The sequence below is a fragment of the Pseudomonas sp. SIMBA_041 genome (genome assembly GCF_046535095.1).
GTDB classification, from domain to species: Bacteria; Pseudomonadota; Gammaproteobacteria; order Pseudomonadales; family Pseudomonadaceae; genus Aquipseudomonas; species Aquipseudomonas mucoides.
Genome location: NZ_JAWRXJ010000002.1, coordinates 410161 through 436469, shown reverse-complemented (window position 1 = coordinate 436469; position 26309 = coordinate 410161). Strand labels below are relative to the sequence as shown.

Here is a 26309-nt window from a genome sequence, read left to right as displayed (position 1 = left end):
CAGAGGAAAGCGCAATGACTGACAAGCCTGGTTACCGTCGTCCGCAGGAAGGCACTCAGCCGGAATACCTGCACCCGACGTATCAATCCACCAACCTTCGCTCGCCGTCCAAACCGTTGGTGTTTCTGCCCCATTCGCTGTCGGAAATCACCGGCCCGACCATCGGCGCCGAACGCGTCAACGAGAAGGACAACGACCTGACCGTTCAGCACAAGGGCGAGCCGCTGGGTGAGCGGATCATCATTCACGGCCGTGTGCTCGATGAAAACGGTCTGCCGGTGCCGGGTATTCTGGTAGAGATCTGGCAGGCCAACGCCGCCGGTCGCTACAACCATGCCCGCGACCTGCACGACGCGCCGCTCGACCCGAATTTCACCGGCACCGGCCGCACCGTGACCGATGCCGATGGCTGGTATCAATTCCAGACCATCAAGCCCGGCGCCTATCCATGGGGCAACCACCACAACGCATGGCGTCCGGCGCATATCCATTTCTCGTTGTTCGGGCCGAGCATTCTCACGCGGCTGGTCACGCAGATGTATTTCCCGGGTGACCCGTTGCTGGCTTACGACCCGATCTACAACTGCGTGCCGGACACCCGCGCCAAAGAGCGTTTGATCGCCACGTTCGATCTGGAAAAAACCGTCCCTTCCTACGCCCTCGGTTATCGCTGGGACATCGTCTTGCGCGGCCGCGACGCCACGCCGATGGAGAAATAAGATGACGCTGAACGCGACCACGTCCCACACCGTCGGGCCGTATTACCACATCGGCCTGACCTGGCTGAACCGCGAAGACCTGACCGTCGAACAAACCCTGGGCCAACGCGTGGCGATCACCGGGCAAGTCATCGATGGCAACGGTGATGTCGTCAACGACGCGATGCTGGAAGTCTGGCAGGCCAACGCCGCCGGCAAATATGACCATCCGGAAGACGACCAGGACAAACCGCTGGACCCGAACTTCGAAGGCTTTGGCCGGGTGCCGGTGGATGCAGAAGGGCGCTTTCGTTTCACCACCATCAAGCCGGGCACGGTCGAAGGCCTGAAAGGCTCGACCCAGGCGCCGCACCTGGTGGTGCTGGTGTTTGCGCGCGGGTTGGTGAAGCATTTGCTGACGCGGATTTACTTTGAGGGTGACGCGGCGAATGTGTCGGATCCGTTGCTGGAGTGTGTACCGGCCGAGCGTCGCAGCACGTTGCTGGCGAAGCAGGATGCGTCCGGCGTCTATCAGTGGAATGTGATCCTGCAAGGGACTGAAGCCGAGACGGTGTTCTTCGACTATTAAACGTACACCGCAAATCCCTGTGGGAGCGAGCTTGCTCGCGATGGCGGCCTGTCAGTCAACGTTGACGACACAGTTACACCGCAATCGCGAGCAAGCTCGCTCCCACAAGGGGATTTGTGTGCCTGATCTATCTGGGGAACAGGACTGTTGCGAAGTGTGTCTAGACTCTCACTGTCCCCATTGAGTGAAAAACAATGACAACGACCGCTGCTTCAACAGAACACTACACCGGCGAAGAGCGCAGCAAGCGCATCTTCGCCATTGTCGGCGCCTCGTCCGGCAACCTCGTGGAATGGTTCGACTTCTACGTCTACGCCTTTTGCGCGATTTATTTCGCCCCGGCCTTTTTCCCCTCCGACAACCCCACGGTGCAGTTGGTCAACACCGCTGGCGTGTTCGCCGCCGGGTTCCTGATGCGCCCCATCGGCGGCTGGATTTTCGGCCGGGTAGCGGACAAGCACGGGCGCAAGAACTCGATGATGATCTCGATTCTGATGATGTGCTTCGGTTCGTTGCTGATCGCTTTCCTGCCGACCTACAAGGACATCGGCGTCTGGGCGCCGGTGCTGTTGCTGCTCGCGCGTTTGATTCAAGGGTTGTCGGTGGGCGGCGAGTACGGCACCACCGCCACCTACATGAGCGAAGTCGCGCTCAAGGGACAGCGAGGATTTTTCGCCTCGTTCCAGTACGTGACGCTGATTGGCGGGCAATTGCTGGCGGTGTCGCTGGTGGTGATCCTGCAACAGTTCCTCACCGAGGATGACCTGCGTGCCTACGGCTGGCGGATTCCGTTTGTGGTCGGTGCGGCAGCCGCGCTGATTTCACTGTTCCTGCGCCGTTCGCTGAAGGAAACCAGCAGCAAGGAAATGCGTGAAAACAAGGACGCCGGCAGTATCGCAGCACTGTTCCGCGACCATAAAGCCGCGTTCATCACCGTGCTCGGTTACACCGCCGGTGGCTCGCTGATTTTCTACACCTTCACCACGTACATGCAGAAATATCTGGTGAACACCGCCGGCATGCAGGCCAAGACCGCCAGCTACATCATGACCGGTGCACTGTTCCTTTATATGTGCATGCAGCCGTTCTTCGGCATGCTCGCCGACAAGATCGGCCGGCGTAATTCGATGCTCTGGTTCGGCGCCCTCGGGACCTTGTGCACCGTGCCGATTCTGTTGAGCCTGAAAAGTATCAGCAGTCCGTTCCTGGCCTTTGTACTGATTACCGTGGCGCTGGCGATCGTGAGTTTCTACACCTCGATCAGTGGCCTGGTGAAAGCCGAGATGTTCCCGCCGGAAGTGCGCGCCCTCGGCGTTGGCCTGGCGTACGCGGTGGCGAATGCGATCTTCGGTGGTTCGGCGGAATACGTGGCCCTGAGCCTCAAAGCCGTGGGCATGGAAAACTCCTTCTACTGGTATGTCACGGTGATGATGGTGGTGGCGTTCCTGTTCAGTTTGCGCCTGCCCAAGCAGGCAAAGTATTTGCACCACGACCTCTGATCTTTCCGCGCGGGCCTGATGGGCCCGCGCCATCAAGGACTGTTTATGAACGATCGACCGGGCAATCAATTGTTCGATGCCTATTTCACTGCCCGCGATATGCGTGAAGTGTTCTGCGATCAGGGCCGCGTGCAGGCCATGCTCGATTTCGAAGCGGCACTGGCCCGGGCCGAGGCGCGTGTCGGGCTGATTCCGCAAACGGCTGTCGCTTCGATTGAAGGCGCGTGTCAGGCCGGGCATTACGACTTCGCCGCCCTCGGCGAGGCGATTGCCACCGCAGGCAATTCCGCCATTCCGTTGGTCAAGGCGTTGGGCAAGCAGATCGCGGCCAATGATGCTGAAGCCGAGCGCTATGTGCATTTGGGCGCCACCAGCCAGGATGTGATGGACACCGGTCTGGTGTTGCAACTGCGCCAGGCACTGGCCTTGATCGAAAGCGATCTCGCGCAACTGGGCGACACCCTCGCCACTCAAGCCCAGCGTTATGCCGCCACGCCGCTGGCCGGACGCACCTGGTTGCAGCACGCCACACCGGTCACCCTCGGTATGAAAATCGCCGGGTGGCTGGGGGCGGTCACCCGCAGCCGTCAGCGCTTGCAAGAACTCAAGCCACGTTTGCTGGTGCTGCAATTTGGTGGCGCCTCCGGAACCCTGGCCGCCCTCGGCGCGCAAGCGATGCCGATTGCCGAAGCGCTGGCCGGCGAGTTGCAACTGACCTTGCCGGATCAGCCTTGGCACACTCAACGTGATCGTCTGGTGGAGTTTGGCTCGGTGCTGGGACTGATCGCCGGCAGCCTCGGCAAACTCGGTCGCGACATCAGTCTGTTGATGCAGACCGAGGCGGGCGAAGTATTCGAACCCTCGGCGCCGGGCAAGGGTGGATCCTCGACCATGCCGCACAAGCGCAACCCGGTGGGTGCTGCGGTGCTGATCGGTGCGGCGACTCGGGTTCCCGGTTTGCTCTCGACGCTCTTCAGCGCTATGCCCCAGGAACACGAACGCAGCCTCGGTCTGTGGCATGCCGAATGGGAAACCCTGCCGGAGATTTGCTGCCTGGTGTCCGGCAGCCTCAAGCAAGCCTTGCTGGTGGCGCAGGGGCTGGAAGTGGATGCGGCTCGCATGGCGCACAACCTTGATTTGACCCAGGGCCTGGTGCTGGCCGAAGCGGTGAGCATCGTCCTTGCCCAGCGGGTCGGCCGCGACACCGCGCATCATTTGCTGGAACTCTGCTGCAAACGTGCGGTGGCTGAACAGCGGCATCTGCGCGCCGTCCTCGCTGACGAGCCGCAAGTGACCGCCGAGCTTTCGGCGGCTGAACTCGATCATTTGCTGGACCCCGCCCATTACCTCGGCCAGGCCCATACCTGGGTCGAGCGGGCGGTGGCTGAACATTCTGCGTTGACTGCCTGAAGGAGATTGCTGTGGCTTTTGTACAACTCGCCGAGGGCGAACTGCACTACCAAATAGAGGGGCCTGAAGATGCACCGGTCCTGGTGCTGTCCAACTCGCTGGGCACCGATCTGCACATGTGGGACGCACAGATTGCAGCGTTCACCGAACACTTCCGGGTGTTGCGTTTCGACACCCGTGGCCACGGCCTGTCTCTGGTGACCCCCGGCCCGTACAGCATCAAGCAACTGGGCCATGACGTGCTGGCGCTGCTGGATGCCTTGCACATTGAGCGTGCGCATTTCTGCGGGTTGTCCATGGGTGGCTTGATCGGCCAATGGCTGGGGATCAACGCCGCTGATCGACTGAGCAAACTGGTGGTGTGCAACACCGCGGCGAAAATCGGCGATCCGTCGATCTGGAACCCGCGCATTGAAACCGTGCTGCGTGACGGTCCGGCCGCGATGGTCGCGCTGCGCGATGCCTCGATTGCGCGCTGGTTTACTCCGGACTTTGCTGCCGCCAATCCGTCTGCCGCGAAGCGAATCACCGACATGCTGGCCGCCACGTCGCCTGAGGGGTACGCCGCCAATTGCGCAGCCGTGCGGGATGCCGATTTCCGTGATCAGTTGTCGTCGATCAAGGCGCCGCTGCTGGTGATCGCCGGCACCGAAGACGCCGTGACGCCGCCGTCCGGTGGGCACTTCATTCAAGAGCACGTGGCGGGCGCCGAATACGCCGAGTTCTACGCCGCACACTTGTCCAACGTCCAGGCCGGCGCCGCGTTCAGCGCGCGGGTGTTGGCGTTTTTGTCAGCTTAGTAAGGGGATGGTTGTGGACGAAAAACAACGTTACGACGAGGGCATGAAAGTCCGTCGCGCAGTACTCGGCGACGCTCACGTCGACCGCAGCCTGACCGCCCTGACCGAGTTCAACTCGGAGTTCCAGGAGATGATCACCCGCCACGCCTGGGGTGATATCTGGACCCGCCCGGGCCTGCCGCGCCACACTCGCAGCCTGATCACCCTTGCCATGCTGATCGGCATGAACCGCAATGAAGAACTGAAATTGCACCTGCGCGCCGCCGCCAATAATGGCGTATCCCGTGGCGAGATCAAGGAAGTGATCATGCAGAGCGCAATCTACTGCGGCATCCCGGCGGCGAATGCGACGTTCCATTTGGCGGAGTCGGTTTGGGATGAGTTGGGGGTTGAATCGCGGGAGTGACCTCGGGTTTTGATGGTGCCTGAGCTGAGGCCTTCGCGAGCAGGCTCGCTCCTACATTAGACCGCATTCTTCCGGGAGGAACTCGGTCAACTGTAGGAGTGAGCCTGCTCGCGATAGCGATGCCATGGCTTACACAGTAGCCACAATGAAAACCCGCTTGAACGGAAACAACGTGTGCCCATCCCCCTCCCGCGGATATTGCGCATGCACCCGCATCATGAAGTGATAGATGAACCTCGCCTGTTCGTCATCCTTCAATCCCTGCATGACCTCCCTTAACGCCGACACCTTGATCCAGTCATAAATCGGCGACTTGCCGTCAACCACCTGTAGCTGCTCGGTTTCCCAGATATCCAGCGTGGCACAGAGCGGCGCCAGCAATCGGTAGTAGTCCTCCAACGACAACAGTGGCCGCCGGGCCATGGTTTCACGCAACTGCGGTGTGCCCAACGGCTGACCGTTGTGGCCGCCATCGTCGAGGGTTTCGAGCATCAGCTGATACCACGGCGCATCCCGCCAGTCAGGCATGTGCGCCGCCAGACAACCGCCCGGGTCGAGGTGTGTGAGCAATCGGGGCAACAGCCGTTGATGATCGTCGATGAAATGCAGCACGGCGGCGGCAAATAGCAGATCGGCGGGTTGTTCGGGCTGCCAGTTTTGCAGGTCGCACTGCTTCCAGTGGGCCCTGATCGGCAAGGCTCTGGCCTCCTGAAGCATTTGCTCAGAACTGTCGATACCCATCAAGTGCGCGCGGGGCCAACGCTTGGCCAGCAGCTGTGTCGCAATGCCCGTGCCGCAGCCCAGGTCGTAGATGCGACGGGGGTTCTTGATGTCGACACGGTCGAGCAGTTCGTTGACCGGTCGTTGCCTGAGGCGGGAAAACTGCTGGTACGCCTTGGCGTCCCAGTGAGTACAGGCGTTCCCTGCCGTTTCGAGTTTGACGCTCATGAGGTGATCCTCTCTGGCGATGACAGTTGCCTTCCGATGACATTCAGGGATTTCAGGACAACCGCCACGCCTTTGCGTGTGTCCGGATCGTTCAGCATTTTGATCAGCGCATAGGCGCCTGGTGGGGCGGCGGCGCTGACCTCGGCTTTGGCCAGGCGCACGGCATTGCCAATCATCCAGGTGGACGCCGTGGCGTTTTCGAACAGCTGCGCCAGTTTTTCGACCATTGCAGGGTCCAGCAGGTCGATCATGTCCGAGACCAGCGACAGCGCATCGACAATATTGTCCAGCCGCCCGCCGTCGAGCAACGGCTGAAGTTTGGCCATCAAGGCGTTCAGCCCCGGCGTTCCGGTCGCACCGACCGCCAGTGTTTCATCCAATGAGTTCATCACCGTTCACTCCTCCCTGTGCAGGGTCAAAGCATTCCGCGGGCAACCGCCCAATACAGGCCACGATTGAAGCCATGCCTGAGCAGGCCGCCAAGTTTGGTCGGCGGAGTCGGCGACACGTCACGGGCGTAGTTGTACACCAGTGGCATGCCGGCATTGAGGCCCATTTGCGCGACGGCCTGAACACGCCCGTCATAGACGCTGTTGGGCGCGCCAAGGCGAATCTGCGCGGTAATATTGTTGGCGATCACCGGCGCCTGGTTGTGGCAGGCGCCTCCGGCCTTGCTCACCGGCAGGTCGACGGTGTCGCCAATCACGTAGACGTTTTCGAGGCCATAAACCTGCAGGGTTTCGTGGTTAGTCGGCAGCCAGCCTTCGTTATTCGGGGCTTGCGAAACGCCGCACTCCAGCACTGCATCCACGGCGCGGATCGGTGGCGTTGCCATCAGGATGTCGAACGGTTGCGCGTCGCCTTCTGCCGAGTAGGCGATCTTCTGATCCGGATCGACCCGGTCGAGGGTGAAGCCGCGTTGGAAGTGAATGTTTTTCTGCTCGAAAATGCCGGGCAGTATTTCTCCCGTAGGCCTTTGCAGAAACAGGCAGTTGCGCAGCAGCTGAGCGGTGGTCGGGTAGGTGTAGACGATTTCCACCTGGTCGCGTACACCCCGAAGCCGCAGAAAATCATCGAGCATCAGCGTGGTTTCCACCGGGGCAATGCCGCATTGATGCGGCACGTTGGGTGTGTGCGGAAAGGACACTGTGATGAAAATCCGGCCCTTCTTGATCGTGCTCAGGCGTTCTGCCAGTTGCCGGGCGGGTTGATATTGGTAGAAGTGGTCGCCGGCTTCTTTCAAGCCTTCGATACGCTCCGGTGCGGGTACGCAACCGGTGGCGATGACCATAAAGTCATAGCCATAACATTTGCCGCTGCGGGTTTTCAGGCTTTGGCCGGGAAAATCGAAGTGTATGACTTCCTCGATGTGAAAGCTGATTTCCGGGCGCAACAATGAACGTTCCGGGCGCTTGAGTTCTTCTTCAAAGAACTGATTGAACGCCACATACATGAACGCAGGTTTGTAGAAGTGATCGGGGGAATTGGACAGTAATGCAATCGAGACTTCGCCACGCAGGATTTCTGGATACAACTTGCTGGCCAGTTGATTGGCCAGCATGGTTCCACCTACGCCGCCACCGACGATAACTATTCGCTTGCTCATACCTGACCTCCGTGGTCATGGCAGCTTCGCGTACAGCATCCGGAGATAACGGAAGAAAAAATGGGGCTCCTACTTCAGGCTGGAGAATTTAAACGCACAGCCTGACTGTATCTGCGCTTGTGCAAACCGCCAGTACCAAGTGACCAGTGGTTAGCGCCGGCATTACCTGAGCGCGCATGCCGGCGCTGAGTTTTATAACAAACTGATCGGATAGCTGACGATCAACCGGTTCTCGTCGAATTCGTTGTTGCTGAAGTCGCGGCGGATGGTCGAGTTGCGCCATTTGACGTTGAAGTCCTTCAGCGCGCCGCTTTGCACGGTGTAGCCCAGTTCCGACTCGCGGCCCCATTCCTTGCCGTCGGTGACGGTGCCGGTGTGGACGTTGTCGCCGCTGATGTAGCGGTTCATCAGGGTCAGGCCCGGAATGCCGAGGGCGACGAAGTTGTAGTCGTGGCGCACCTGCCAGGATTTTTCCTGTGCGTTGTCATAACTGGCGTTGTAGCTGTCGTTGGCCAGGGTGCCGCCGCTGGTGCCGTTGACGCGCATCCAGGCGCTGTCGCCAGTGAGTTTTTGCAGGCCGACGTAGAAGGTGTTGCCGCCGTATTTGGCCGAGAACAGGCCAGACCAGGTCTTGTTGTCGAGATCGCCGGCGCGGGCGCTGCCGTCATCCTTGCCGTAGAAAAAGCCGAGGTTGGCGCCCAGGGTCCAGTCGCCCAGTGGTTGGCTGTGGATCAGATTGACGAATTGCTGGCTGTAGATGTCCTTGAGTTCGGCGTTCCACAGGCCAATCTGGGTGCGCTTGTCGTTGAAGGCGTATTCACCGCCCTGGAAGTTGAAGCGGTCGGAGGTGAAGGCCGGTTTCCCGTTCATCGACATGTCGCTCATGCTGCTGTCGTCGCGTGGGCTGTTGGCGCGGAACTGGCCGCCGTAAAGCGTCAGGCCGGCGATTTCCTTCGAGGTGATCTGGCCGCCACGGAAGGTTTGTGGCAGGGAGCGACCATCGTCTGAACGCAGGATGGGCAGCACCGGCATCCATTCACCGACCTTGACTTCAGTCTGGGACAGCTTGGCCTTGAACGCGACGTTGGTGCGACCGAAGTTGTCCGCCGGGCGTCCGTCATGGTCCAGTGGCAGCAACTGCGTACCGCCGGTGCCTTTGCCGCCGTCGAGCTTCACTGAATACAAACCCAACACATCCATACCGAAACCGACAGTGCCCTGGGTGAAGCCGGATTTGGCGTCGAGGATGAAGCTTTGCGTCCACTCTTCAGCCTTGCCTTGAGCCTTGGTCGGGTTGGTGAAATTGCGGTTGATGTAGAAGTTGCGCAGGTTCAGGTTGACCTTGGCGCCGTCGACAAAACCCGCTTCCTCGGCCATGACAGGCAGGGCAGCGCTGGCCAGGGCGATGGCGATTAGGCTGGGAAGATAATACTGCGCGGTGGAAGGCGTCATGGGGCGGTCTCTCTAATTGTTAGGGATGAAACAGGGCGCTGCCGCAACGTCGGAATTGCGGACAAAGGATTCGAAGTTGTGAAAATCGGAACGGATCAGCCGGACAGGGCAGGGCGCGGGGACATGGTGTCGAACCTGATGTTATTGGTCTTGTGGGGGCAGATGGTGAGGGGAATGAACCAGCTGGTTCAATTGGCAAAAGCGGGTTTTGGGCGATAATCGAACGTAAGATTGGATTAGATTTTGTGTCGTTTGCGCGGGCCTCTTCGCGGGCAAGCCCGCTCCCACAGGTTTCTATGTTTGCCGCAAATCACATACACACAGAAATCCACTGTGGGAGCGGGCTTGCCCGCGATGAGGCCAGTGCTGACAACACAGTGTTCGGCAGACAACAAAAAGCCCACCAAAAGGTGGGCTTGATGTTTTTCATAACGCGATCAGAACAACTTCATCTTCGGCGCGTCTTCTTTGAGCGGTTCGACTTTCGCCGTCTGCTCATTCCAGCCACCGCCCAAGGCCTTGTACAGATTGACCGCACTGACCAACTGCGCCAGGCGATCAGTGATCAGCACTTGTTGCGCGTTGAACAGCTGACGCTGGGCGTCGAGGAAGGTCAGGTTGCTGTCGACACCAATGCGGTAACGACGCTCGGCCAGGCGGTAGTACTCCTGGTTGGCGGTGACGTTGTCACGCTGCGCCTGCAACTGGTGGGTGTAGGTCTCGCGGGCAGCCAGGCCGTCGGCGACTTCCTGGAAGGCCGTTTGAATGGACTTCTCGTAGTTCGCCACGCCGATGTCTTTCTGGATTTTCGAGTAATCCAGGCTGGCGCTCAGGCTGCCGGCGTTGAAGATCGGCAGGTTGATCTGCGGCGAGAACAGCCAGGTGCCCGAACCGCCCTTGAACAGACCGGACAAGTCCGGGCTCAGGGTGCCGGCGTTGGCCGTCAGGCTGATGCTCGGAAAGAACGCAGCCCGTGCCGCGCCGATGTTGGCGTTGGCAGCTTTGAGGTTGTATTCGGCCTGGAGGATGTCCGGACGACGTTGCAGCAAGTCCGATGGCAGGCCGGCGGGTACGTCGCTCAGCAAATCGTCGGACAGTGGCTTGGCCGCTTGCAGGTTGGCCGGGATGCCGGTGCCAAGCAGGAGCACCAGGCTGTTTTCATCCTGAGCGACCTGGCGGGTGTACTTCGCCAGTTGAACCCGGGCGGTTTCCACCGAGGTGCGCGACTGGGCGAGGTCCAGCGCAGACGCAACACCGACTTCGGCACTGCGCGCGGTGAGCTTATAACTCTCCTCGAACGCACCGAGGGTGTCCTGGGTCACTTTCAGCAGTTCCTTGTCGGCTTGCCAGGCCAGGTAGGCGTTGGCCACGCTGGCCACCAGGCTGAGCTGCGTGCTGCGTCGACCTTCTTCAGTAGCGAAGTACTTCTGCAGCGCTTCTTCGCTCAGGCTGCGAACCCGACCGAACAGGTCGAGTTCATAGGCACTGATGCCGACCGTCGCCGAGTAGGAACTGGTGATGCCCGCCTGGCCGGACTGCGAAGCGTCAGCCGGAACGCGCTGACGGCTGCCGGTGCCGTTGGCCGACACGGCCGGGTACAGGTCGGCGCGCTGAATGCGGTACTGCGCTGCAAAGGCGTCAATGTTCAAGGCAGCGACACGCAGGTCACGGTTGTTTTCCAGTGCGACCTGGATCAACTGTTGCAGGGCCGGGTCATGGAAAAACTGCTTCCAGCCTTGCTCCGCTGCCGCCTGGCCAGGCGCCTGGGCCGGCGAATACGCCGGGCCTTGCGGGTATTGGGCTGCCACCGGTGCCGCAGGTTGCTGATAATCAGGTATCAGCGAGCAACCACCGAGCACAAACGCGGCAACGGCTAGGGAGAGTAGCGACTTGCTCATTGGCCAGCCTCTTTAGGAGTTTCAGTGGCGTCATCCTGGTCGACTTTTTTGCGCTGACCGATGGACGACACAGTGACGAAGAACAGTGGGACCCAGAAGATCGCCAGAACGGTGGCGGTGATCATACCGCCAATCACCCCGGTGCCGATGGCATGCTGGCTGCCCGAACCTGCACCGGTGGAAATCGCCAGGGGTACCACGCCCAGAACGAAGGCCAGCGAGGTCATGATGATCGGTCGCAGACGCATCCGGCAGGCTTCAATCGCCGCATCGCGCAAGCTACGCCCTTGTTCATGCAGTTCCTTTGCAAATTCGACAATCAGAATGGCGTTTTTCGCCGCCAGGCCGATGGTCGTCAACAGGCCCACCTGGAAGTACACGTCGTTGGACAGGCCACGCAGGCTGGTCGCCATCAGTGCACCGATGATCCCCAGCGGCACCACCAGCATCACCGCAATCGGGATCGACCAGCTTTCGTACAGCGCCGCCAGACACAGGAACACCATCAGCAACGACAGGGCGTACAGCGCTGGCGCTTGCGAACCGGACAAGCGTTCCTCGTACGACAGGCCGGTCCAGGAAATACCGACACCCGCCGGCAGTTTCGCGGCAATGGCTTCGACTTCGGCCATGGCTTCACCGGTGGAGTAGCCCGGCGCCGGGGAACCGAGGATTTCCATCGCTTCCACGCCGTTGTAACGGGCCAGCTTCGGCGAGCCGTAAATCCATTCACCCTTGGCAAACGCCGAGAACGGAACCATGGTGCCGACGCTGTTGCGCACATACCATTTCTTCAGGTCTTCCGGGCTCATACGCGAGCCAGGCTGGCCTTGCACGTACACCTTCTTAACTCGACCACGGTCGATGAAGTCGTTGACGTAGCTACTGCCCAACGCAATCGACAGGGTGTTGTTGATGTCGGCGATGGTCACGCCCAGGGCGCTGGCCTTCTCGTCGTCGATTTCCAGTTGGTATTGCGGTTCGTCGTTCAGGCCGTTCGGGCGCACTTGCGTCAGAATCTTGCTTTGCGCGGCCATGCCGAGGAACTGGTTACGGGCAGCCATCAGCTTTTCGTGACCAATGCCGGCACGGTCTTGCAGGAACACGTCGAAACCGGTGGCGTTACCCAGTTCCAGTACCGCCGGTGGCGCAAAGGCAAACACCATGGCATCGCGGAAGGTGAAGAAGTGCTGCTGTGCACGGGCCGCTACCTTGAACACGTTGTTGTCGGCGTTACGTTCGTCCCATGGGCGAAGCATGATGAACGCCATACCCGAGCTCTGGCCGCGACCGGCGAAGTTGAAGCCGGTCACGGTAAACACCGAGTTCACTGCATCGCCTTCACCGCCATCCTTGCCCGGACGCAGCAGGAATTCACGCATCTCGTCCACGACCACCTGGGTTCGCTGGGCCGTTGAACCGGCCGGCGTCTGCACCTGGGCGAACAGTACACCCTGGTCTTCTTCCGGCAGAAACGCTGTTGGAATACGGGTGAACAACCAGATCATGCCGACAATGATGATGAGGTAGGCCAACAGGTATGGCGCTTTGTGCGCGAGCATGCTGCCCACGCCGCGCTCGTAGCGTTTTACGCCACGGTCGAAATTACGGTTGAACCAGCCGAAGAAGCCGCGCTTGGGTGTGCCGTGCTCACCCTTCGGAATGGCCTTGAGCATGGTGGCGCAGAGCGCCGGTGTGAAGATCAGTGCAACCAGTACCGACAAGGCCATGGCCGAGACGATGGTGATCGAGAACTGCTTGTAGATCACGCCGGTGGAGCCGCTGAAGAACGCCATTGGCAGCAGAACCGCCGACAGCACCATGGCGATACCGACCAGTGCGCCCTGGATCTGCCCCATGGATTTCTTGGTGGCCTCCTTGGGTGACAGGCCTTCTTCACTCATGACCCGTTCGACGTTTTCCACCACGACGATGGCGTCGTCCACCAGCAAGCCGATGGCCAGGACCATACCGAACATGGTCAGGGTGTTGATGCTGAAACCGGCGGCCGCGAGGATGCCGAATGTACCGAGCAGTACCACCGGCACGGTCATCGTGGTGATGATGGTGGCGCGGAAGTTTTGCAGGAACAGGAACATCACCAGGAACACCAGCACGACGGCTTCGACCAACGTGTGAACCACACCTTTGATCGACTCGGTCACCACTGGAGTGGTGTCATACGGAAACACCACTTCCATCCCTTGCGGGAAGAACGGCTTGAGGTCGTCGATGGTCTTGCGCAGGGCTGTGGCGGTATCCAGGGCGTTGGCGCCGGTGGCCAGCTTCACGGCCAGGCCGGACGCCGGAGCGCCGTTGAACTGGGCGTTGATGCTGTAGTTTTCACCGCCCAGACCCACGTCGGCGACATCTTTCAAGCGAACCTGAGAGCCGTCCTTGTTGACCTTGAGCAGGATTTTATTGAATTGCTCAGCGGTCTGCAGACGGGTCTTGCCGATGATCGTGGCGTTCAGCTGCGTGTCGGGCAGGGCCGGCAAACCGCCGAGTTGACCGGACGAGATCTGCACGTTTTGCGCGGCAATGGCGGTTTTGACGTCAACCGGGGTCAGGTTGAAGTTGTTCAACTTGGCCGGGTCGAGCCAGATACGCATGGCGTACTGGGAACCGAACACCTGGAAGTCGCCGACGCCGGCGGTCCGCGAGATCGGGTCCTGCATGTTCGACACGATGTAGTTGGACAAGTCGTCCTTGGTCATGCTGCCGTCACGCGAGACCACGCCGATGACCAACAGGAAGTTCTTCACGGCCTTGGTCACGCGGATACCTTGCTGCTGCACTTCTTGCGGCAGCAGCGGGGTGGCCAGGTTCAGCTTGTTCTGGACCTGAACCTGCGCGGTATCGGAGTTGGTGCCTTGCTCGAAGGTCGCGGTGATGGTCATGGTGCCGTCGGAGTTACTTTCCGAGGACACATAACGCAAGTGGTCGATGCCGTTGAGCTGTTGCTCGATCACCTGCACCACGGTGTCCTGTACCGTTTGTGCCGAAGCACCCGGGTAGGTCACAGAGATGGCGATCGCCGGAGGCGCGATGCTCGGGTATTGGTTGATCGGCAGCTTGAGGATCGATAGTGCCCCGACCAGCATGATCACCAGGGCAATTACCCAGGCGAAAATCGGACGGTCGATAAAAAATTTCGACATGGTTTACTCCCCTTTGCCGCTGGAAGCCTTATCAGCTGCCTGTGCGGGGGCCGGGTTCTTTACGCCAACGTTGGTCGCTTCACTGGCTTTGACTTCGATACCAGGTTTGACGAATTGCAGCCCTTCGGTGATCAGGCGATCGCCTGCCTTCAGGCCGTCCTCGATCAGCCATTGGCTGCCGACGGTGCGGCTGGCCTTGAGCTGACGCAACTCGACCTTGTTGTCAGGACCGACGACCAGTGCAGTCGGGGTGCCTTTCAGGTCACGGGTCACGCCTTGTTGCGGCGCCAGAATGGCTGCTGCGTTCACACCGGACTGCAACTGGGCGTGCACGAACATACCCGGCAGCAGGGTGTGTTCCGGGTTCGGGAACACGGCGCGCAAGGTCACGGAACCGGTGGTCTGATCAACCGAGACTTCGGAGAATTCGAGCTTGCCGTCCAGCTTGTACTGGCTGCCGTCTTCGAGGGTCAGCTTGACCGTTGCCGCGTTGTCGCCAGCCTTTTGCAGGCGACCGCTTTCCAGTTCACGGCGCAGTTGCAGCAATTCCACCGAGGACTGCGTTACGTCGACGTAGATCGGGTCGATTTGCTGGATCACTGCCATCGGATCGGCCTGGCCGCTGGTGACCAGCGCGCCTTCGGTCACGTTCGAGCGACCGATACGACCGGTCAGCGGCGCGTAGACCTTGGTGTAGCGCACGTTGATCTGGGCGGTTTGCAAGGCGGCTTCCGATTGCAGGCGGTTGGCCACGGCCGTGTCGTATTCCTGACGGCTGACGGCTTGCTCGTTGACCAGTTGCTTGTAGCGGTCGGAGATCGACTTGGTCTGTTGCAGGTTGGCTTCGGCACTTTTCAGGGTGGCGTCATACACCGACGAATCGATCTGATAGAGCTGTTGGCCAATCTTGACGTCGCCGCCTTCCTTGAACATGCGCTTGAGAATGATGCCGTTCACCTGAGGACGCACTTCGGCGATGCGGTACGCGCTGGTACGGCCCGGCAGGTCGGACGTCAGCGTAAACGTTTGCGGTTGCAGGGTAACGACGCCGACCTGAGGAGGCGGTGCGGCTGGTGCCGCTTCTTCCTTTTTGCATCCGCTGAGCAGCGATGCCAAGGCGACGGCAGTGACCAGAGCGGTAACAGCTGGCTTGAATTGCATGAAAATCCTCGGGTCAGGCGCGCAAAGTGCGCACTAGAAAGGTGGAAGGGTAAAAATAGGGTGCTGAGTGGATAAGTAGCTTGCTAAGGAATATACTTACGTTCATGGTTGTTTGTAAACACCTTGGCTGTGTACCCACTTCGCTACAAAAGCCGTTCGAAGGTTTGAATTCTAAGACGGGGACGGCGCCCAAGAGCGAACGCTCCACTTTTATTCAGCTGATGTTCAGACATCACTGAAGCATCCTGATTGAGGTTTTACTGCCATGGTCCGTCGCACCAAAGAGGAAGCTCAAGAAACCCGCGCCCAGATACTCGAAGCGGCAGAGAAAGCCTTTTATGAAAGGGGCGTGGCACGCACGACACTGGCGGACATCGCGACCCTGGCCGGCGTGACTCGCGGTGCCATCTACTGGCATTTCAGCAACAAGGCCGATCTGGTGCAGGCCATGCTGGATACCTTGCATGAGCCACTGGATGAGATGGCCCGGGCCAGCGAAAGCGAAGAAGAACTCGACCCGCTCGGCTGCATGCGCAAGCTGCTGATTCATTTGTTTCATCAAGTTGCATTGGACCCGAAAACCCGACGCATTAATGAGATTCTGTTTCATAAGTGCGAATTCACCGATGAAATGTGCGATCTGCGCCAACAGCGCCTGACGGCCAGCCTTGATTGCAATGTGCGCATCGGCCTGGCCCTGCGTAATGCCGTGAATCGGGGGCAAATGCCCGCAGACCTCGACACGGCGCGCGCGGCCATCAGCCTGCACGCGTACATCGATGGCATCCTGTACAAGTGGTTGCTGGCCCCCGACAGCTTTCAATTGCACGCCGAAGCCGAGCGTTGGGTCGAGACCGGGCTGGACATGCTGCGCTTGAGCCCAAGCCTGCGCAAATGAAACAAAATGCGTAATCGGCGTCGCCACTGTCAACTTTCCAGGCGGGTGCCGATGCCATAGGGTGCTTTTATATACGGACGCTCGCCAGGATGACAGGTAGCGAGCTACGTATTTTGTAGGAATTTTGTGTCTTGGATGTGAACGTGTGTGATCACGCCACGTTAAAAACCAAAAAGCCCCGGCTCTCACGAGTCGGGGCTTTTTGCATTTCAGTGACGGATGCTTACAGCGCAGGGTAGTCGATGTAACCGACCGGGCCTTTTGCGTAGAACAGTTCTGGACGTGCTTCGTTCAGCGGCGCATCGGCCTTCAAACGGGCCGGCAAGTCCGGGTTGGCGATGAACGGCACACCAAAGGCGACCGCATCGGCCTTGCCGCTGGCCAACCAGGCGTTGGCGCTGTCCTTGGTGAAGCGTTCGTTCGCGATGTACGGGCCGCCGAAGGCTTCTTTCAGTTGTGGGCCGAGGCTGTCGCCGGCTTCTTTCTCGCGGGAGCAGATGAAGGCGATGCCACGCTTGCCCAGTTCGCGAGCGACGTAGGTGAAGGTTTCGGCCAGGTTGTCGTCGCCCATGTCATGGGAGTCAGCACGCGGTGCCAGGTGCACACCCACGCGGCCGGCGCCCCAGACTTCGATGGCTGCGTCGGTCACTTCCAGCAGCAGGCGTGCACGGTTTTCCAGGGAACCGCCATAGTTGTCGGTGCGCTGGTTAGTGCTGCTTTGCAGGAACTGGTCGAGCAGGTAACCGTTGGCGCCGTGGATTTCCACGCCGTCAAAACCGGCAGCCTTGGCGTTCTCGGCACCGGTGCGGTAAGCGTCGATGATGTCGGCGATTTCAGCGGTTTCCAGGGCACGCGGCGTTGGATAGTCGGCCAATGGGCGAACCAGGCTGACGTGACCTTTTGGCTGGATGGCGCTCGGTGCGACCGGCGCTTCGCCGTTCAGGTACGAGGTGTGGGACACCCGGCCGACGTGCCACAGTTGCAGGAAAATCTTGCCGCCCGCGCCATGGATCGCTTTGGTCACGTTAGCCCAGCCACGGACCTGGTCGTTGGACCAGATGCCCGGGGTGTCCGGGTAGCCGACACCCATTGGCGTGACTGAGGTGGCCTCGCTGAGAATCAGGCCGGCGGAAGCGCGCTGGACGTAGTATTCGGCCATCAGCGCGTTTGGCACGCGGCCTTCGTCGGCGCGGCAACGGGTCAGCGGCGCCATGATGATGCGGTTGGCCAACTCGATGTCGCCCAGTTTGATCGGATCGAAAATAGTCGTCATGAAAACACCCTCGTGAGGTTCAAGTGGATTAGTGAGTCGCTGGAGCCAGTTCGGGATTGCCGCTCTGGCGGAAAGTAATCAGGGTCACCAGCAGGGCGAGTACCGCCAGTGCGGCAGCCGCGAGCGGTACGCTGGTCAGGCCGAAGCCGTGGGCGATGACACTGCCGCCGACCCAGGCACCGAGGGCGTTGCCAATGTTGAAAGCGCCGATGTTCAGGGTCGACACCAGGTTCGGTGCCGCTTTGCCAAAGGTCACCACGTTCACTTGCAGGGCCGGCACGGCGGCAAAACACGCGGTGGCCCAGAGGAACAGGGTGATTTCGGTCGGGATCAGCGCAACACTGGTCCACGTCAGCACGGTGGAGACCACGGCCATGCTGATGAACACACCAATCAGCGTCGCAGCCATGCCTTTGTCCGCCAGTTTGCCGCCGATGATGTTGCCGACGGTCAGGCCCAGGCCGATGAGCATCAGGGTCCAGGTCACGCCACGTGGCGAGACGCCGGTAACTTCGCCCAGCAACGGCGCGACGTAAGTGAAGAGGGTGAATACCGAGGCCGCGAACAGCGCAGTCATGCTCAGGGACAACCAGATCCCGGCACCCTTGAGCGCAGCCAGTTCGGCACGCATGTCGAGTTTTTCTTCATCACGCTTGGCCGGCAGGAAGCGGATCAGGCCAATCAGGGCGATCACACCAATTACCGTCACGGCCCAGAAGGTCGAGCGCCAGCCGGCCTGTTGGCCGAGCGCGGTGCCCAGTGGCACGCCGAGCACGTTGGCCAGGGTCAGGCCGGTGAACATCAAGGCCACGGCCGAAGCGCGTTTGTTGGCCGGCACCAGGCCTGCCGCCACCACCGAGCCGATACCGAAGAAGGCACCGTGGCAGAGCGCCGTGACAACGCGTGCAAACATCAACACGTTGTAGTCACTGGCGAGGGCGCAGAGCAAGTTGCCGATGATGAAGATCCCCATCAACGCCACCAGTGCAGCCTTGCGCGGGAGTCGGGCGGTGGCCAGCGCCATGAACGGCGCCCCGATGGCCACGCCCAGGGCGTAACCGGTCACCAACCAGCCTGCGCCGGGGATCGACACACCGAGGTCAGCCGCCACATCGGGCAACAGGCCCATGATGACGAACTCGGTGGTGCCGATGGCGAAGGCACTCAAGGCCAATATGAGAAGCGAGAGGGGCATTGTTGATTCCTTGTCGGCTGACTGACGCTAAGGGTCAGAGCTCTTTACTGAAGGTCTTGAGGAATTCCTGGATGGTTTCCTCATTACGTTTGAAAAAATGCCACTGGCCGACTTTGCGGCTGCTGATCAGGCCGGCGCGTTGCAGCGTCGCCAGGTGCGCGGACACCGTGGACTGCGACAAGCCGCAACGTTGATCGATCTGCCCGGCACAAACGCCGTGCTCGTTGCTGTGGGACTGGTCAGGAAATTCGACGGTAGGGTCTTTGAGCCAGTGCAGGATTTCTCGCCGTACTGGGTGTGCCAGGGCTTTTATTATTTCGTCGAGATTAATGGTCATGGGGGTGAGCTCGTGATGGTTAAAACGCTATATCGCGATGAGGCGAACTTTAAATCGGTATTTCGCGATATACAAATATGATTTGGCTCTGAGCCGCTAACAATTCGGTATATCGAGTTATAACGATACGTGGGATGTAAAGATCCAAAGGCGCAGTGCTAAGCTGCGCCTATGAACTATCTCGCACATCTTCACCTCGGTGGCCAGCGTCCCGGTCAATGGCTCGGCAGTCTCTATGGCGATTTCGTCAAAGGACGGCTGCAAGGGCAATACGCGCCGGAGATCGAGGCGGCCATTCAGCTGCACCGCAGCATCGACGTGTTTACCGACCGCCATCCGCTGGTGGATGTTGCGTTGTCGCGGTTTTCCACGACACGCCGGCGTTACGCCGGGATCGTGCTCGACGTGTTTTTCGACCACTGCCTGGCACGGGACTGGACGCTGTACGCCGACCGGCCGCTGGAGTTGTTCACGTCGGATGTGTACCGGGTGCTGGCGGCCGAGCCGCAGTTGCCGGAACGGTTGGCGAGCATCGCGCCGCACATGGTGGCGAATGACTGGTTGGGGTCGTATCAGGAATTCGAGGTGCTGGAACAGGTGCTGCGGGGGATTTCTCGGCGGTTGACCCGGCCGGAGGAACTGGCGGGGGCGATGCAGGAATTGCGGGTGTTGTATGAACCGTTGAGTGACGATTTCAGGCTGTTCTACCCACAGCTCCAAACCTTTGCCCAACACTACCCAACACCTTGAACCCAATGTAGGCGTGAGCCTGCTCGCGATGGCGGCATAACATTCAACAATGATGTGAATGAAAGACCGCTATCGCGAGCTGGCTCACTCCTACAGGGGATGTGTGTTTAAGCAGCGATGGCCGGGCGCATCGGGATTGGCTGCTTCTCCGCAATCGCCCCAAACAACGCTTTCTGCACCGCTTGCTGCGCTTCGAACGCCAGCGCTGCACGTTCGCGACCTTCGCAAGCAATCGGCTTGAGCAGGTGAATCTCCACATCCCCCCGGTCATTGGCAAACAAGCGCATCAAATGCGACAGCAGATCATCGTCGCCAATGAACGGTGCCAAGGTGTCGAGCTGACCGTCACGCAAATAACGAATCGCCACCGGTTGCAGCTGCACCTCTGAATCAATTGCCGCCGACAGCAAGCGACCATGAAAGGTACGCAACGACCGGCCATCGGTGGTGGTGCCTTCCGGGAACATCAGTAGCGGATGCTCCTGTTCCAGGTGGCGGGTCATTTGTTTGCGGATCAGTTGACTATCGCCCGACCCACGACGAATAAACAGACTGCCAGCCTTGGCCGCCAACCAACCCGCCACCGGCCAGGTGCGCACTTCGGCCTTGGACAGGAACGACATCGGCGTGAGCATGCCCAGCAGCGGGATGTCAGTCCAGGACACATGATTACTGACCCAGAGCATCGGTTGCTTGGGCAATTCACCCTGAACAGTCACGTGGAAGGGCAGGGCATTGCTCAACCGCGTCATGAAAAATCGCGACCAGCGTTGGCGGCGGACCATCGAGTGGGCGATGCCCATGCGCTCGAACAGACCGAACACGCAGGCCATGCTCAATCCCAGCGCGACCACCACCAGCACTCGCGCAATCCGCGCGTACACCCGCAACCGATTCATCACATGGCCGCCTTGAAGTGCTTGGCGTAACGCGGGCAGAGCTCGTCGCGCTTGAGCAGGATGAACACGTCGGCCACCTGGAAATCTTCGTCCCAGCAAGGCTCGCCGCAGATCTTCGCGCCGAGGCGCATGTAGGCCTTGAGCAGCGGCGGCATTTCGGCGATCACGTTAGAAGGAATATCCAGCGTCGGCAGCGGCTTTTTCGGCTCGGCGCGCAGGTGTTCGGTGCACAGGTAGCGTTCGCGCAGGCGCTGCATGATCGCGTGGGCCTGGATGCCGCCGTCCTGCATCGGGATGCTCGCGCAGCCCATCAAATAGCTGTAGCCGCCCTGATTCAATACTTCGGCCAGTTCACCCCAGAGCACAGCGATGGTGCCGCCGTTGCGGTAGGCCGGGTCGACGCAGGTGCGGCCGATTTCCAGGATCGGGCCTTTGAGATGCACCAGGCCGTGCAGGCTGAATTCTTCTTCGCTGTAAAACTTGCCCAGGCTGCTGGCCGCCGTGTGATCGAGCAAACGGGTGGTCGCCACCAGGCGCCCGGTATTCAAGTCACGCACGCCGATGTGGGCGCAATGAACATCATAGTCATCCATGTCCAGACCCAGCTCAGCGCCCTTCAGCTTGGCGTTGAACTCGCCGCTGAACACGTTGAAGCGCAAGGCCTGGGCTTCCTGCAAGGCCTCGCTGCCGATCAGGCGTTCGGCTTGCAGGCGGCGGTCGTTGCCGGTGTCGCGGATGCGGGCGATCTGAGTCATGGCGATTCTCCGTGCGGGCTGCTCACCCGTCTTGGGTTACAGCGGATCGACTTTCTTTATGCAGCCGTTTTGTGCAAGGTCAGGCTATGTAGCCCCGGTGTCATCGCCATTAAGCTTTGGTGATGCTTATATGACAGCCCACGAGGAGCCTCTTATGCCCTGGCAAAACCTGTTGATCCGCCAAGAACGCCTGCCCGCCAACCCGGATCTGGCGGAAGGTTTCGTGACCTTGTTGCACCAGTTGGGCACGGTGACGCCGTTTGAACTGGCCGTGGCTGGCGGGCGTTTGATGGCCACGCCGGGGCTGGCGTTTCTGGTGGGGTATCAGGCGGCGTTGCGCATGCTCTGGCCGAGCGCGCCGCTGAGCCTCGGCGCGCTGTGTGCGACCGAACAGCGCAGCCTGCGACCGGCGGACATGCAAACCCGTCTCACGGATTTGCGCCTGAGCGGGCGCAAGGATTTCGTCACCGCCGGTGATGCCGCCGAATGGCTGCTGATCGCTGCCCGCAGTGAAGCGCCCGGCGACCCTGTAAGCCTGAGCCTGGCGGTGGTCTATCCCGATGAACCCGGCGTGCGCCTGGAAAAGCTGCCGGCGATCCCGCTGATGCCGGACATCAGTCATGGCCGCTTGTTTCTCGACAATGCCCAGTGCGAGTTGTTGGCGGGGGATGGTTGGGATGCCTACGTCAAACCGTTCCGCACCCTTGAAGATGTGTACGTATTGAGCGCCATGACGGCGTGGCTGTATGGCATTGGCCAGGACAGCGACTGGCCGCAAGCGTTGCAGTTGCGGTTACTGGCGCTGCTGGCCGGGTGCGCGGAAGTCAGCCGTCAGGCACCGAACAATGCGGCCGGGCATGTGTTGCTGGGTGGGTTGTTTGCGCAGTTCGAGGGGCTCAAGGTTGAAATTGATCTGGCGTTGGCCGATGGGCCGGGGCATTGGGCGGCGATGTGGCAGCGGGATCAGGCGGTGATGGATTTGGCGGCGGGTGCCAGAGGTAAGCGGTTGGCCAAGGCATTAGCCGTGAATTAAAGGGCCCCATCGTGAGCAGGCTCACTCCTACAGTTTGAAATGCATTCCCCTGTAGGCGTGAGCCTGCTCGCGATGGGGCCAGTATGGGCAACACAGATCCCAAAACTGTCATCAACCTCAACTAGGCTCAGCAAGTTAATCCTCCCGAGCCCACGCCATGTTCAAAGGCTTGTCCCTCATTGTCATGCTGCTGCTCAGCCTCCCGACCCACGCCGAAAACTGGCCGGCCGAGCAATGGTCAACCGCCCCGGTCATCACCGGGGCAGCGCTTCAAGCCCTGGAAACCTACGCCTTCCCACCCCGTGACGACAGCACCCGAAAAGGCGTGCGCACCGACGCCTTGCTGGTGATCCGCGACGGTCAATTGATCTACGAACGCTACGCCGGCCCGACCACCGCCGACACGCCACACCTGACATGGTCGATCAGCAAAAGCCTCATGGCCACGGTGCTGGGTGTGGCCTATGGTGAAGGCCTGTTCAAACTCCAGGACCCGGTGCAGACGTTTTATCCGCCGATGAAAAAACACCCCGGCGTGACCATGGCCGACCTGCTGCATTGGGCTTCGGGGCTGGACTGGCAGGAAGACTATGAATACGCCCCGTTGAAGTCCTCGGTGGTGGCGATGCTCTACACCCGTGGTCATCAGGACATGGCTGCGTTCACCGCCGAGCATCCCGAATACGCCGAGCCCGGTCAGGCCTTTCGTTACTCCAGTGGCGACAGCGGTTTGCTCGCCGCCGCGCTGAAAAATATCGTCGGCCCGGCACGTTATCCAGACTATCCGTGGACTGCGCTGTTCGAGCCCTTGGGCATCCACCATGCCGTTTGGGAAACCGATGCCACGGGCACTTTCGTCGCTTCGTCCTACGCCTATCTCACGGCTCGCGATCTGGCACGCATCGGGTTATTGATGGCGCGCGACGGGCGCTGGCAGGGTCGTCAGTTGCTGCCCAAAGACTGGGTCGCCTTCAATCGCGAACCGTTCGCCCGCTATCACGCTCATCAGGATGACGCCGTACCTGGCGGTCAATGGTGGCTCAATCGCGCAGTGGACGGGGCGGCACAACCCTGGCCCGATGCGCCGGCCGATACCTTCGCCGCACTGGGTCATTGGGGGCAGGCGATGTACGTTATTCCCAGCGAAAACCTGGTGATCGTGCGCTATGGCGATGATCGCGACGGGAGCTACCAGCACAACGAATTGCTCAAACTCGCGCTCAAGGCGTTTGCTCAAAAGGTGCAGCCATGAGTTTTCTTCGACACAGACCGTTCAGCGCGTTGTTCCTGGTATTGCTGGTCGCGTTGCTCAGCTGGATCTGGCAGGAGCGAGTGGCGCTGTGGGCGTTCCCTGACATCATCAGCGCCTACACCGCCAAGGAATATTGCTCGTGCCGGTATGTGATGAACAACGAGATCGGGTATTGCCACCGCTATGTAAAGCAGTGGCTGCCGACCAGCAGTTTTGTCGATGATGCCGCCAGCAAACGGGTCACGGTCAGTGGCATGGGCCGTAGCAACAGCGCTGTGTGGATCGGCGAACGCCAAGGTTGCCGTCTGCAACCCTGACGCCCACGAACCTTTGTAGCCGCTGCCGAAGGCTGTGTTCGGCGGCGAAGCCGTCGTAAAACCAAGCACCGCAGTACTTCAGGTTGGCCCGCTTCGCAGGATTTCACGACGGCTTCGCCGCCGAACGCAGGCTTCGCCAACGACTACAGGTTTGCATCTTGCTGCCGGGCGGTTAAGGTTCGTGCAGGTTTATCTGCACACGAGTCTCTATGTTCAACCGCTCCCTCTCTAAAACCCTCGCGCTCCTGCTGTTGGCCGGTGCCACGCTGTCGGCCCGCGCCGATTGGTATCTGGACGGGGAGTCCTCGCGGCTGTCGTTCATCAGCACCAAAAACGCCAACCTCTCCGAAGTGCAGCGCTTTCTGGTGTTGCACGGCAAGGTCGACGCCAAAGGCCTGGCCGAGGTGGAAGTCGAACTGGAGTCGGTGAACAGCGGCATCCCCTTGCGTGATGAACGGATGCGCAAAGAGCTGTTCGAGATCCAGACCTATCCTGAAGCGTTGATTACTGCGCAGATTGATCTGCGTCCAATCAACGACCTCGCGCCCGGCGCGCAGTTGGAGTTGCGCTTGCCGCTGACCGTCAACCTGCATGGCAAGCAACATCAATACAACGCCGAATTGCTGGCGACGCGCCTCGATGACCGACGCTTTCAAGTGGTAACCCTGGAGCCGCTGGTAATCAATGCCGAAGATTTTGATCTGGCTCCCGGGCTGGAAACGTTGCGCAAGGTTGCCGATCTGTCGGCCATCAGTCTGTCGGTACCGGTGGGTGCGGTACTGATTTTCACGGCGCGCTGACATGGCCGGCGCAATCTTTCCCTGGCGTGAAGGCAACCACTTCGAGCTGCTGATCGACGGTCCGCAGTTTTTCCCACGCATGCTGGTCGCGATTGCCCGCGCCGAAGAACAGGTCGAGCTGGAGCTGTATCTGGTGGAGGCGGGCGCCTGCGCCGAGGCCATGGTGCAAGCCCTGGTGTCGGCAGCCGAACGCGGTGTGCGCGTGCGCTGCCTGTTCGATGACTATGGCAGCCTGGCGTTTACCCTGACCTTGCGTCAGCGCCTGACGGCGGCCGGGGTCGAATTGCGTTTCTACAATCGCCTGAGCTGGCGGCGTTGGGTCGGCAACTTCTACCGCGATCACCGCAAGCTGTTGCTGGTCGATCAAAGTCTGGCGGTGGTCGGTGGCACGGGCGTCACCGATGAGTTCTGGACGCCGGGTGAAGACACCAGCGAATGGCACGAAGTCATGGTGGAAATCACCGGGCCTTTGGTCATTGACTGGCAATTGTTGTTCGACCGCCAATGGATCGCCAACCGCCATCGACGGGCCTGGAAACCGGCCTCGCATTTTGGCTTGCCGCGCCTGCCACGAGTGCCGTCGATGGGTGAAGGCATGGGCCGGGTGGCCTATGCCGACGCCCGCCAGCACCGCGACATTCTGCAATCGCTGGTTCGCGCGCTGAACAGCGGCCAGCAACGCATCTGGCTGGCGACGCCGTACTTCCTGCCGACCTGGAAAGTCCGCCGCTCACTGCGCCGGGCCGCCGGTCGGGGTGTTGACGTGCGCCTGTTGTTGACCGGGCCGCGCACCGATCACCCGTCGGTGCGTTACGCCGGGCATCGCTACTATCCGCGATTGCTCAAGGCCGGGGTGAAAATTTTCGAGTACCAGCCGTGTTTCCTGCACCTGAAAATGGTCCTGATCGATGATTGGGTGAGCATCGGCTCATGCAATTTCGATCACTGGAACTTGCGCTTCAACCTGGAAGCCAACCTTGAAGCGCTGGACCCAGGGCTGACGCTGGCAGTGGCGGGGAGTTTCGAACGGGACTTTGCGCAGAGCCAGGAAGTCAGCCTCGAAGAATGGCAACGCCGGCCATTGTGGAAGCGGGTCAAGCAACGGATCTGGGGCTGGGTGGATCGGCTGGTGGTGAACCTGCTGGATCGCCGCGGATAGCCGCCGTACCCAA

General features: G+C 60.4%; 25 protein-coding genes. 13 read left to right on the top strand and 12 right to left on the bottom strand.

Going from position 1 to position 26309, the window contains the following annotated elements; genetic code table 11:
• The first annotated feature begins 14 nt into the window (after positions 1-14).
• From pcaH to pcaC, 6 genes are all read left to right on the top strand, one after another.
• Entirely contained in the window at positions 15-719 is a 705-nt protein-coding gene (pcaH, locus tag SB725_RS05720; RefSeq protein ID WP_027925612.1) for a protocatechuate 3,4-dioxygenase subunit beta, read from the top strand.
• A 1-nt stretch (position 720) separates the two neighbouring features.
• A complete protein-coding gene (pcaG, locus tag SB725_RS05715) occupies positions 721-1287 on the top strand; it encodes a protocatechuate 3,4-dioxygenase subunit alpha (protein ID WP_027925611.1) in 567 nt (188 codons plus the stop codon).
• A gap of 194 nt (positions 1288-1481) precedes the next feature.
• Positions 1482-2786: an MFS family transporter gene (locus SB725_RS05710; RefSeq protein ID WP_027925610.1), complete on the top strand. Its 1305-nt coding sequence runs from the start codon at positions 1482-1484 to the stop codon at positions 2784-2786.
• A 45-nt stretch (positions 2787-2831) separates the two neighbouring features.
• Positions 2832-4196, top strand: a complete 1365-nt coding sequence (locus SB725_RS05705) for a 3-carboxy-cis,cis-muconate cycloisomerase (protein WP_410921419.1) — start codon at positions 2832-2834, stop codon at positions 4194-4196.
• 11 nt (positions 4197-4207) lie between these two features.
• Positions 4208-4996 carry a 3-oxoadipate enol-lactonase gene (gene pcaD, locus SB725_RS05700; protein WP_194939898.1) on the top strand — a complete coding sequence of 263 codons (789 nt, stop codon included), beginning with the start codon at positions 4208-4210 and terminating at the stop codon, positions 4994-4996.
• Between the two features lie 13 nt (positions 4997-5009).
• The gene (pcaC, locus tag SB725_RS05695; RefSeq protein ID WP_027925607.1) at positions 5010-5402 is read left to right on the top strand and encodes a 4-carboxymuconolactone decarboxylase; all 393 of its coding nucleotides are present in this window, start codon (positions 5010-5012) and stop codon (positions 5400-5402) included.
• Positions 5403-5531: 129 nt separating this feature from the next.
• Here the strand turns inward: pcaC and SB725_RS05690 are convergent, their stop codons facing one another.
• From SB725_RS05690 to emhA, 7 genes are all read right to left on the bottom strand, one after another.
• Complete coding sequence (locus SB725_RS05690; protein WP_059181502.1) at positions 5532-6350, bottom strand: methyltransferase domain-containing protein; 819 nt, start codon at positions 6348-6350, stop codon at positions 5532-5534.
• On the bottom strand, positions 6347-6739 hold the full coding sequence (locus SB725_RS05685; protein WP_027925605.1) for a DUF1641 domain-containing protein: 393 nt from the start codon (positions 6737-6739) through the stop codon (positions 6347-6349). The genes SB725_RS05690 and SB725_RS05685 overlap by 4 nt, the downstream gene beginning before the upstream one ends.
• A 26-nt stretch (positions 6740-6765) precedes the next feature.
• A complete protein-coding gene (locus SB725_RS05680; protein WP_059181501.1) occupies positions 6766-7956 on the bottom strand; it encodes an FAD/NAD(P)-binding oxidoreductase in 1191 nt (396 codons plus the stop codon).
• A gap of 192 nt (positions 7957-8148) precedes the next feature.
• Positions 8149-9408 (bottom strand): OprD family porin, encoded by a 1260-nt coding sequence (locus SB725_RS05675; protein ID WP_059181500.1) that lies wholly within the window; start codon positions 9406-9408, stop codon positions 8149-8151.
• A 437-nt stretch (positions 9409-9845) separates the two neighbouring features.
• A complete protein-coding gene (emhC, locus tag SB725_RS05670; RefSeq protein ID WP_059181499.1) occupies positions 9846-11306 on the bottom strand; it encodes an efflux RND transporter outer membrane subunit EmhC in 1461 nt (486 codons plus the stop codon).
• On the bottom strand, positions 11303-14467 hold the full coding sequence (emhB, locus tag SB725_RS05665; protein ID WP_059181498.1) for an efflux RND transporter permease subunit EmhB: 3165 nt from the start codon (positions 14465-14467) through the stop codon (positions 11303-11305). Before emhB ends, emhC begins: the two co-directional genes overlap by 4 nt.
• A gap of 3 nt (positions 14468-14470) precedes the next feature.
• Positions 14471-15628 carry an efflux RND transporter periplasmic adaptor subunit EmhA gene (emhA, locus tag SB725_RS05660; RefSeq protein ID WP_027925600.1) on the bottom strand — a complete coding sequence of 386 codons (1158 nt, stop codon included), beginning with the start codon at positions 15626-15628 and terminating at the stop codon, positions 14471-14473.
• A 265-nt stretch (positions 15629-15893) separates the two neighbouring features.
• Between emhA and emhR the strand changes: the two genes are divergently transcribed.
• A complete protein-coding gene (emhR, locus tag SB725_RS05655) occupies positions 15894-16526 on the top strand; it encodes an efflux system transcriptional repressor EmhR (RefSeq protein ID WP_027925599.1) in 633 nt (210 codons plus the stop codon).
• Between the two features lie 223 nt (positions 16527-16749).
• Here emhR and SB725_RS05650 read toward each other — a convergent pair whose 3' ends face one another.
• From SB725_RS05650 to SB725_RS05640, 3 genes are read right to left on the bottom strand one after another with little or no spacing between them, the layout of a single operon-like run.
• Complete coding sequence (locus tag SB725_RS05650) at positions 16750-17799, bottom strand: alkene reductase (protein WP_027925598.1); 1050 nt, start codon at positions 17797-17799, stop codon at positions 16750-16752.
• A 28-nt stretch (positions 17800-17827) separates the two neighbouring features.
• On the bottom strand, positions 17828-18994 hold the full coding sequence (locus SB725_RS05645) for an MFS transporter (RefSeq protein ID WP_027925597.1): 1167 nt from the start codon (positions 18992-18994) through the stop codon (positions 17828-17830).
• A 34-nt stretch (positions 18995-19028) separates the two neighbouring features.
• Entirely contained in the window at positions 19029-19331 is a 303-nt protein-coding gene (locus SB725_RS05640) for an ArsR/SmtB family transcription factor (RefSeq protein WP_007983055.1), read from the bottom strand.
• Positions 19332-19502: 171 nt separating this feature from the next.
• On the opposite strand from SB725_RS05640, the gene SB725_RS05635 reads away from it, so the two are divergent.
• On the top strand, positions 19503-20081 hold the full coding sequence (locus SB725_RS05635; protein WP_027925596.1) for an ACP phosphodiesterase: 579 nt from the start codon (positions 19503-19505) through the stop codon (positions 20079-20081).
• Between the two features lie 107 nt (positions 20082-20188).
• Here SB725_RS05635 and SB725_RS05630 read toward each other — a convergent pair whose 3' ends face one another.
• Entirely contained in the window at positions 20189-20980 is a 792-nt protein-coding gene (locus SB725_RS05630; protein ID WP_027925595.1) for a lysophospholipid acyltransferase family protein, read from the bottom strand.
• Entirely contained in the window at positions 20980-21735 is a 756-nt protein-coding gene (olsB, locus tag SB725_RS05625) for an L-ornithine N(alpha)-acyltransferase (protein WP_027925594.1), read from the bottom strand. The genes SB725_RS05630 and olsB overlap by 1 nt, the downstream gene beginning before the upstream one ends.
• A 154-nt stretch (positions 21736-21889) precedes the next feature.
• Between olsB and SB725_RS05620 the strand changes: the two genes are divergently transcribed.
• From SB725_RS05620 to SB725_RS05600, 5 genes are all read left to right on the top strand, one after another.
• Complete coding sequence (locus SB725_RS05620) at positions 21890-22768, top strand: hypothetical protein (RefSeq protein ID WP_059181495.1); 879 nt, start codon at positions 21890-21892, stop codon at positions 22766-22768.
• 157 nt (positions 22769-22925) lie between these two features.
• Positions 22926-24020 (top strand): serine hydrolase domain-containing protein, encoded by a 1095-nt coding sequence (locus SB725_RS05615; RefSeq protein WP_410921418.1) that lies wholly within the window; start codon positions 22926-22928, stop codon positions 24018-24020.
• Positions 24017-24337, top strand: coding sequence for a hypothetical protein (locus SB725_RS05610; protein WP_059181493.1), 321 nt, complete (start codon positions 24017-24019; stop codon positions 24335-24337). Before SB725_RS05615 ends, SB725_RS05610 begins: the two co-directional genes overlap by 4 nt.
• Before the next feature lie 209 nt (positions 24338-24546).
• On the top strand, positions 24547-25137 hold the full coding sequence (locus SB725_RS05605; protein WP_027925590.1) for a YceI family protein: 591 nt from the start codon (positions 24547-24549) through the stop codon (positions 25135-25137).
• A gap of 1 nt (position 25138) precedes the next feature.
• Positions 25139-26296, top strand: coding sequence for a phospholipase D-like domain-containing protein (locus tag SB725_RS05600; protein ID WP_027925589.1), 1158 nt, complete (start codon positions 25139-25141; stop codon positions 26294-26296).
• The last annotated feature ends 13 nt before the right edge of the window (positions 26297-26309 follow it).

Excerpts from the sequence above, each read along its gene's own strand:
- pcaH (WP_027925612.1), top strand. The coding sequence starts at position 15 with ATGACTGACAAGCCTGGTTACCGTCGTCCGCAGGAAGGCACTCAGCCG.
- pcaG (WP_027925611.1), top strand. The coding sequence starts at position 721 with ATGACGCTGAACGCGACCACGTCCCACACCGTCGGGCCGTATTACCAC.
- SB725_RS05710 (WP_027925610.1), top strand. The coding sequence starts at position 1,482 with ATGACAACGACCGCTGCTTCAACAGAACACTACACCGGCGAAGAGCGC.
- SB725_RS05705 (WP_410921419.1), top strand. The coding sequence starts at position 2,832 with ATGAACGATCGACCGGGCAATCAATTGTTCGATGCCTATTTCACTGCC.
- SB725_RS05690 (WP_059181502.1), bottom strand. The coding sequence starts at position 6,350 with ATGAGCGTCAAACTCGAAACGGCAGGGAACGCCTGTACTCACTGGGAC.
- SB725_RS05685 (WP_027925605.1), bottom strand. The coding sequence starts at position 6,739 with ATGAACTCATTGGATGAAACACTGGCGGTCGGTGCGACCGGAACGCCG.
- SB725_RS05680 (WP_059181501.1), bottom strand. The coding sequence starts at position 7,956 with ATGAGCAAGCGAATAGTTATCGTCGGTGGCGGCGTAGGTGGAACCATG.
- SB725_RS05675 (WP_059181500.1), bottom strand. The coding sequence starts at position 9,408 with ATGACGCCTTCCACCGCGCAGTATTATCTTCCCAGCCTAATCGCCATC.
- emhC (WP_059181499.1), bottom strand. The coding sequence starts at position 11,306 with ATGAGCAAGTCGCTACTCTCCCTAGCCGTTGCCGCGTTTGTGCTCGGT.
- emhB (WP_059181498.1), bottom strand. The coding sequence starts at position 14,467 with ATGTCGAAATTTTTTATCGACCGTCCGATTTTCGCCTGGGTAATTGCC.
- emhA (WP_027925600.1), bottom strand. The coding sequence starts at position 15,628 with ATGCAATTCAAGCCAGCTGTTACCGCTCTGGTCACTGCCGTCGCCTTG.
- emhR (WP_027925599.1), top strand. The coding sequence starts at position 15,894 with ATGGTCCGTCGCACCAAAGAGGAAGCTCAAGAAACCCGCGCCCAGATA.
- SB725_RS05650 (WP_027925598.1), bottom strand. The coding sequence starts at position 17,799 with ATGACGACTATTTTCGATCCGATCAAACTGGGCGACATCGAGTTGGCC.
- SB725_RS05645 (WP_027925597.1), bottom strand. The coding sequence starts at position 18,994 with ATGCCCCTCTCGCTTCTCATATTGGCCTTGAGTGCCTTCGCCATCGGC.
- SB725_RS05640 (WP_007983055.1), bottom strand. The coding sequence starts at position 19,331 with ATGACCATTAATCTCGACGAAATAATAAAAGCCCTGGCACACCCAGTA.
- SB725_RS05635 (WP_027925596.1), top strand. The coding sequence starts at position 19,503 with ATGAACTATCTCGCACATCTTCACCTCGGTGGCCAGCGTCCCGGTCAA.
- SB725_RS05630 (WP_027925595.1), bottom strand. The coding sequence starts at position 20,980 with ATGAATCGGTTGCGGGTGTACGCGCGGATTGCGCGAGTGCTGGTGGTG.
- olsB (WP_027925594.1), bottom strand. The coding sequence starts at position 21,735 with ATGACTCAGATCGCCCGCATCCGCGACACCGGCAACGACCGCCGCCTG.
- SB725_RS05620 (WP_059181495.1), top strand. The coding sequence starts at position 21,890 with ATGCCCTGGCAAAACCTGTTGATCCGCCAAGAACGCCTGCCCGCCAAC.
- SB725_RS05615 (WP_410921418.1), top strand. The coding sequence starts at position 22,926 with ATGTTCAAAGGCTTGTCCCTCATTGTCATGCTGCTGCTCAGCCTCCCG.
- SB725_RS05610 (WP_059181493.1), top strand. The coding sequence starts at position 24,017 with ATGAGTTTTCTTCGACACAGACCGTTCAGCGCGTTGTTCCTGGTATTG.
- SB725_RS05605 (WP_027925590.1), top strand. The coding sequence starts at position 24,547 with ATGTTCAACCGCTCCCTCTCTAAAACCCTCGCGCTCCTGCTGTTGGCC.
- SB725_RS05600 (WP_027925589.1), top strand. The coding sequence starts at position 25,139 with ATGGCCGGCGCAATCTTTCCCTGGCGTGAAGGCAACCACTTCGAGCTG.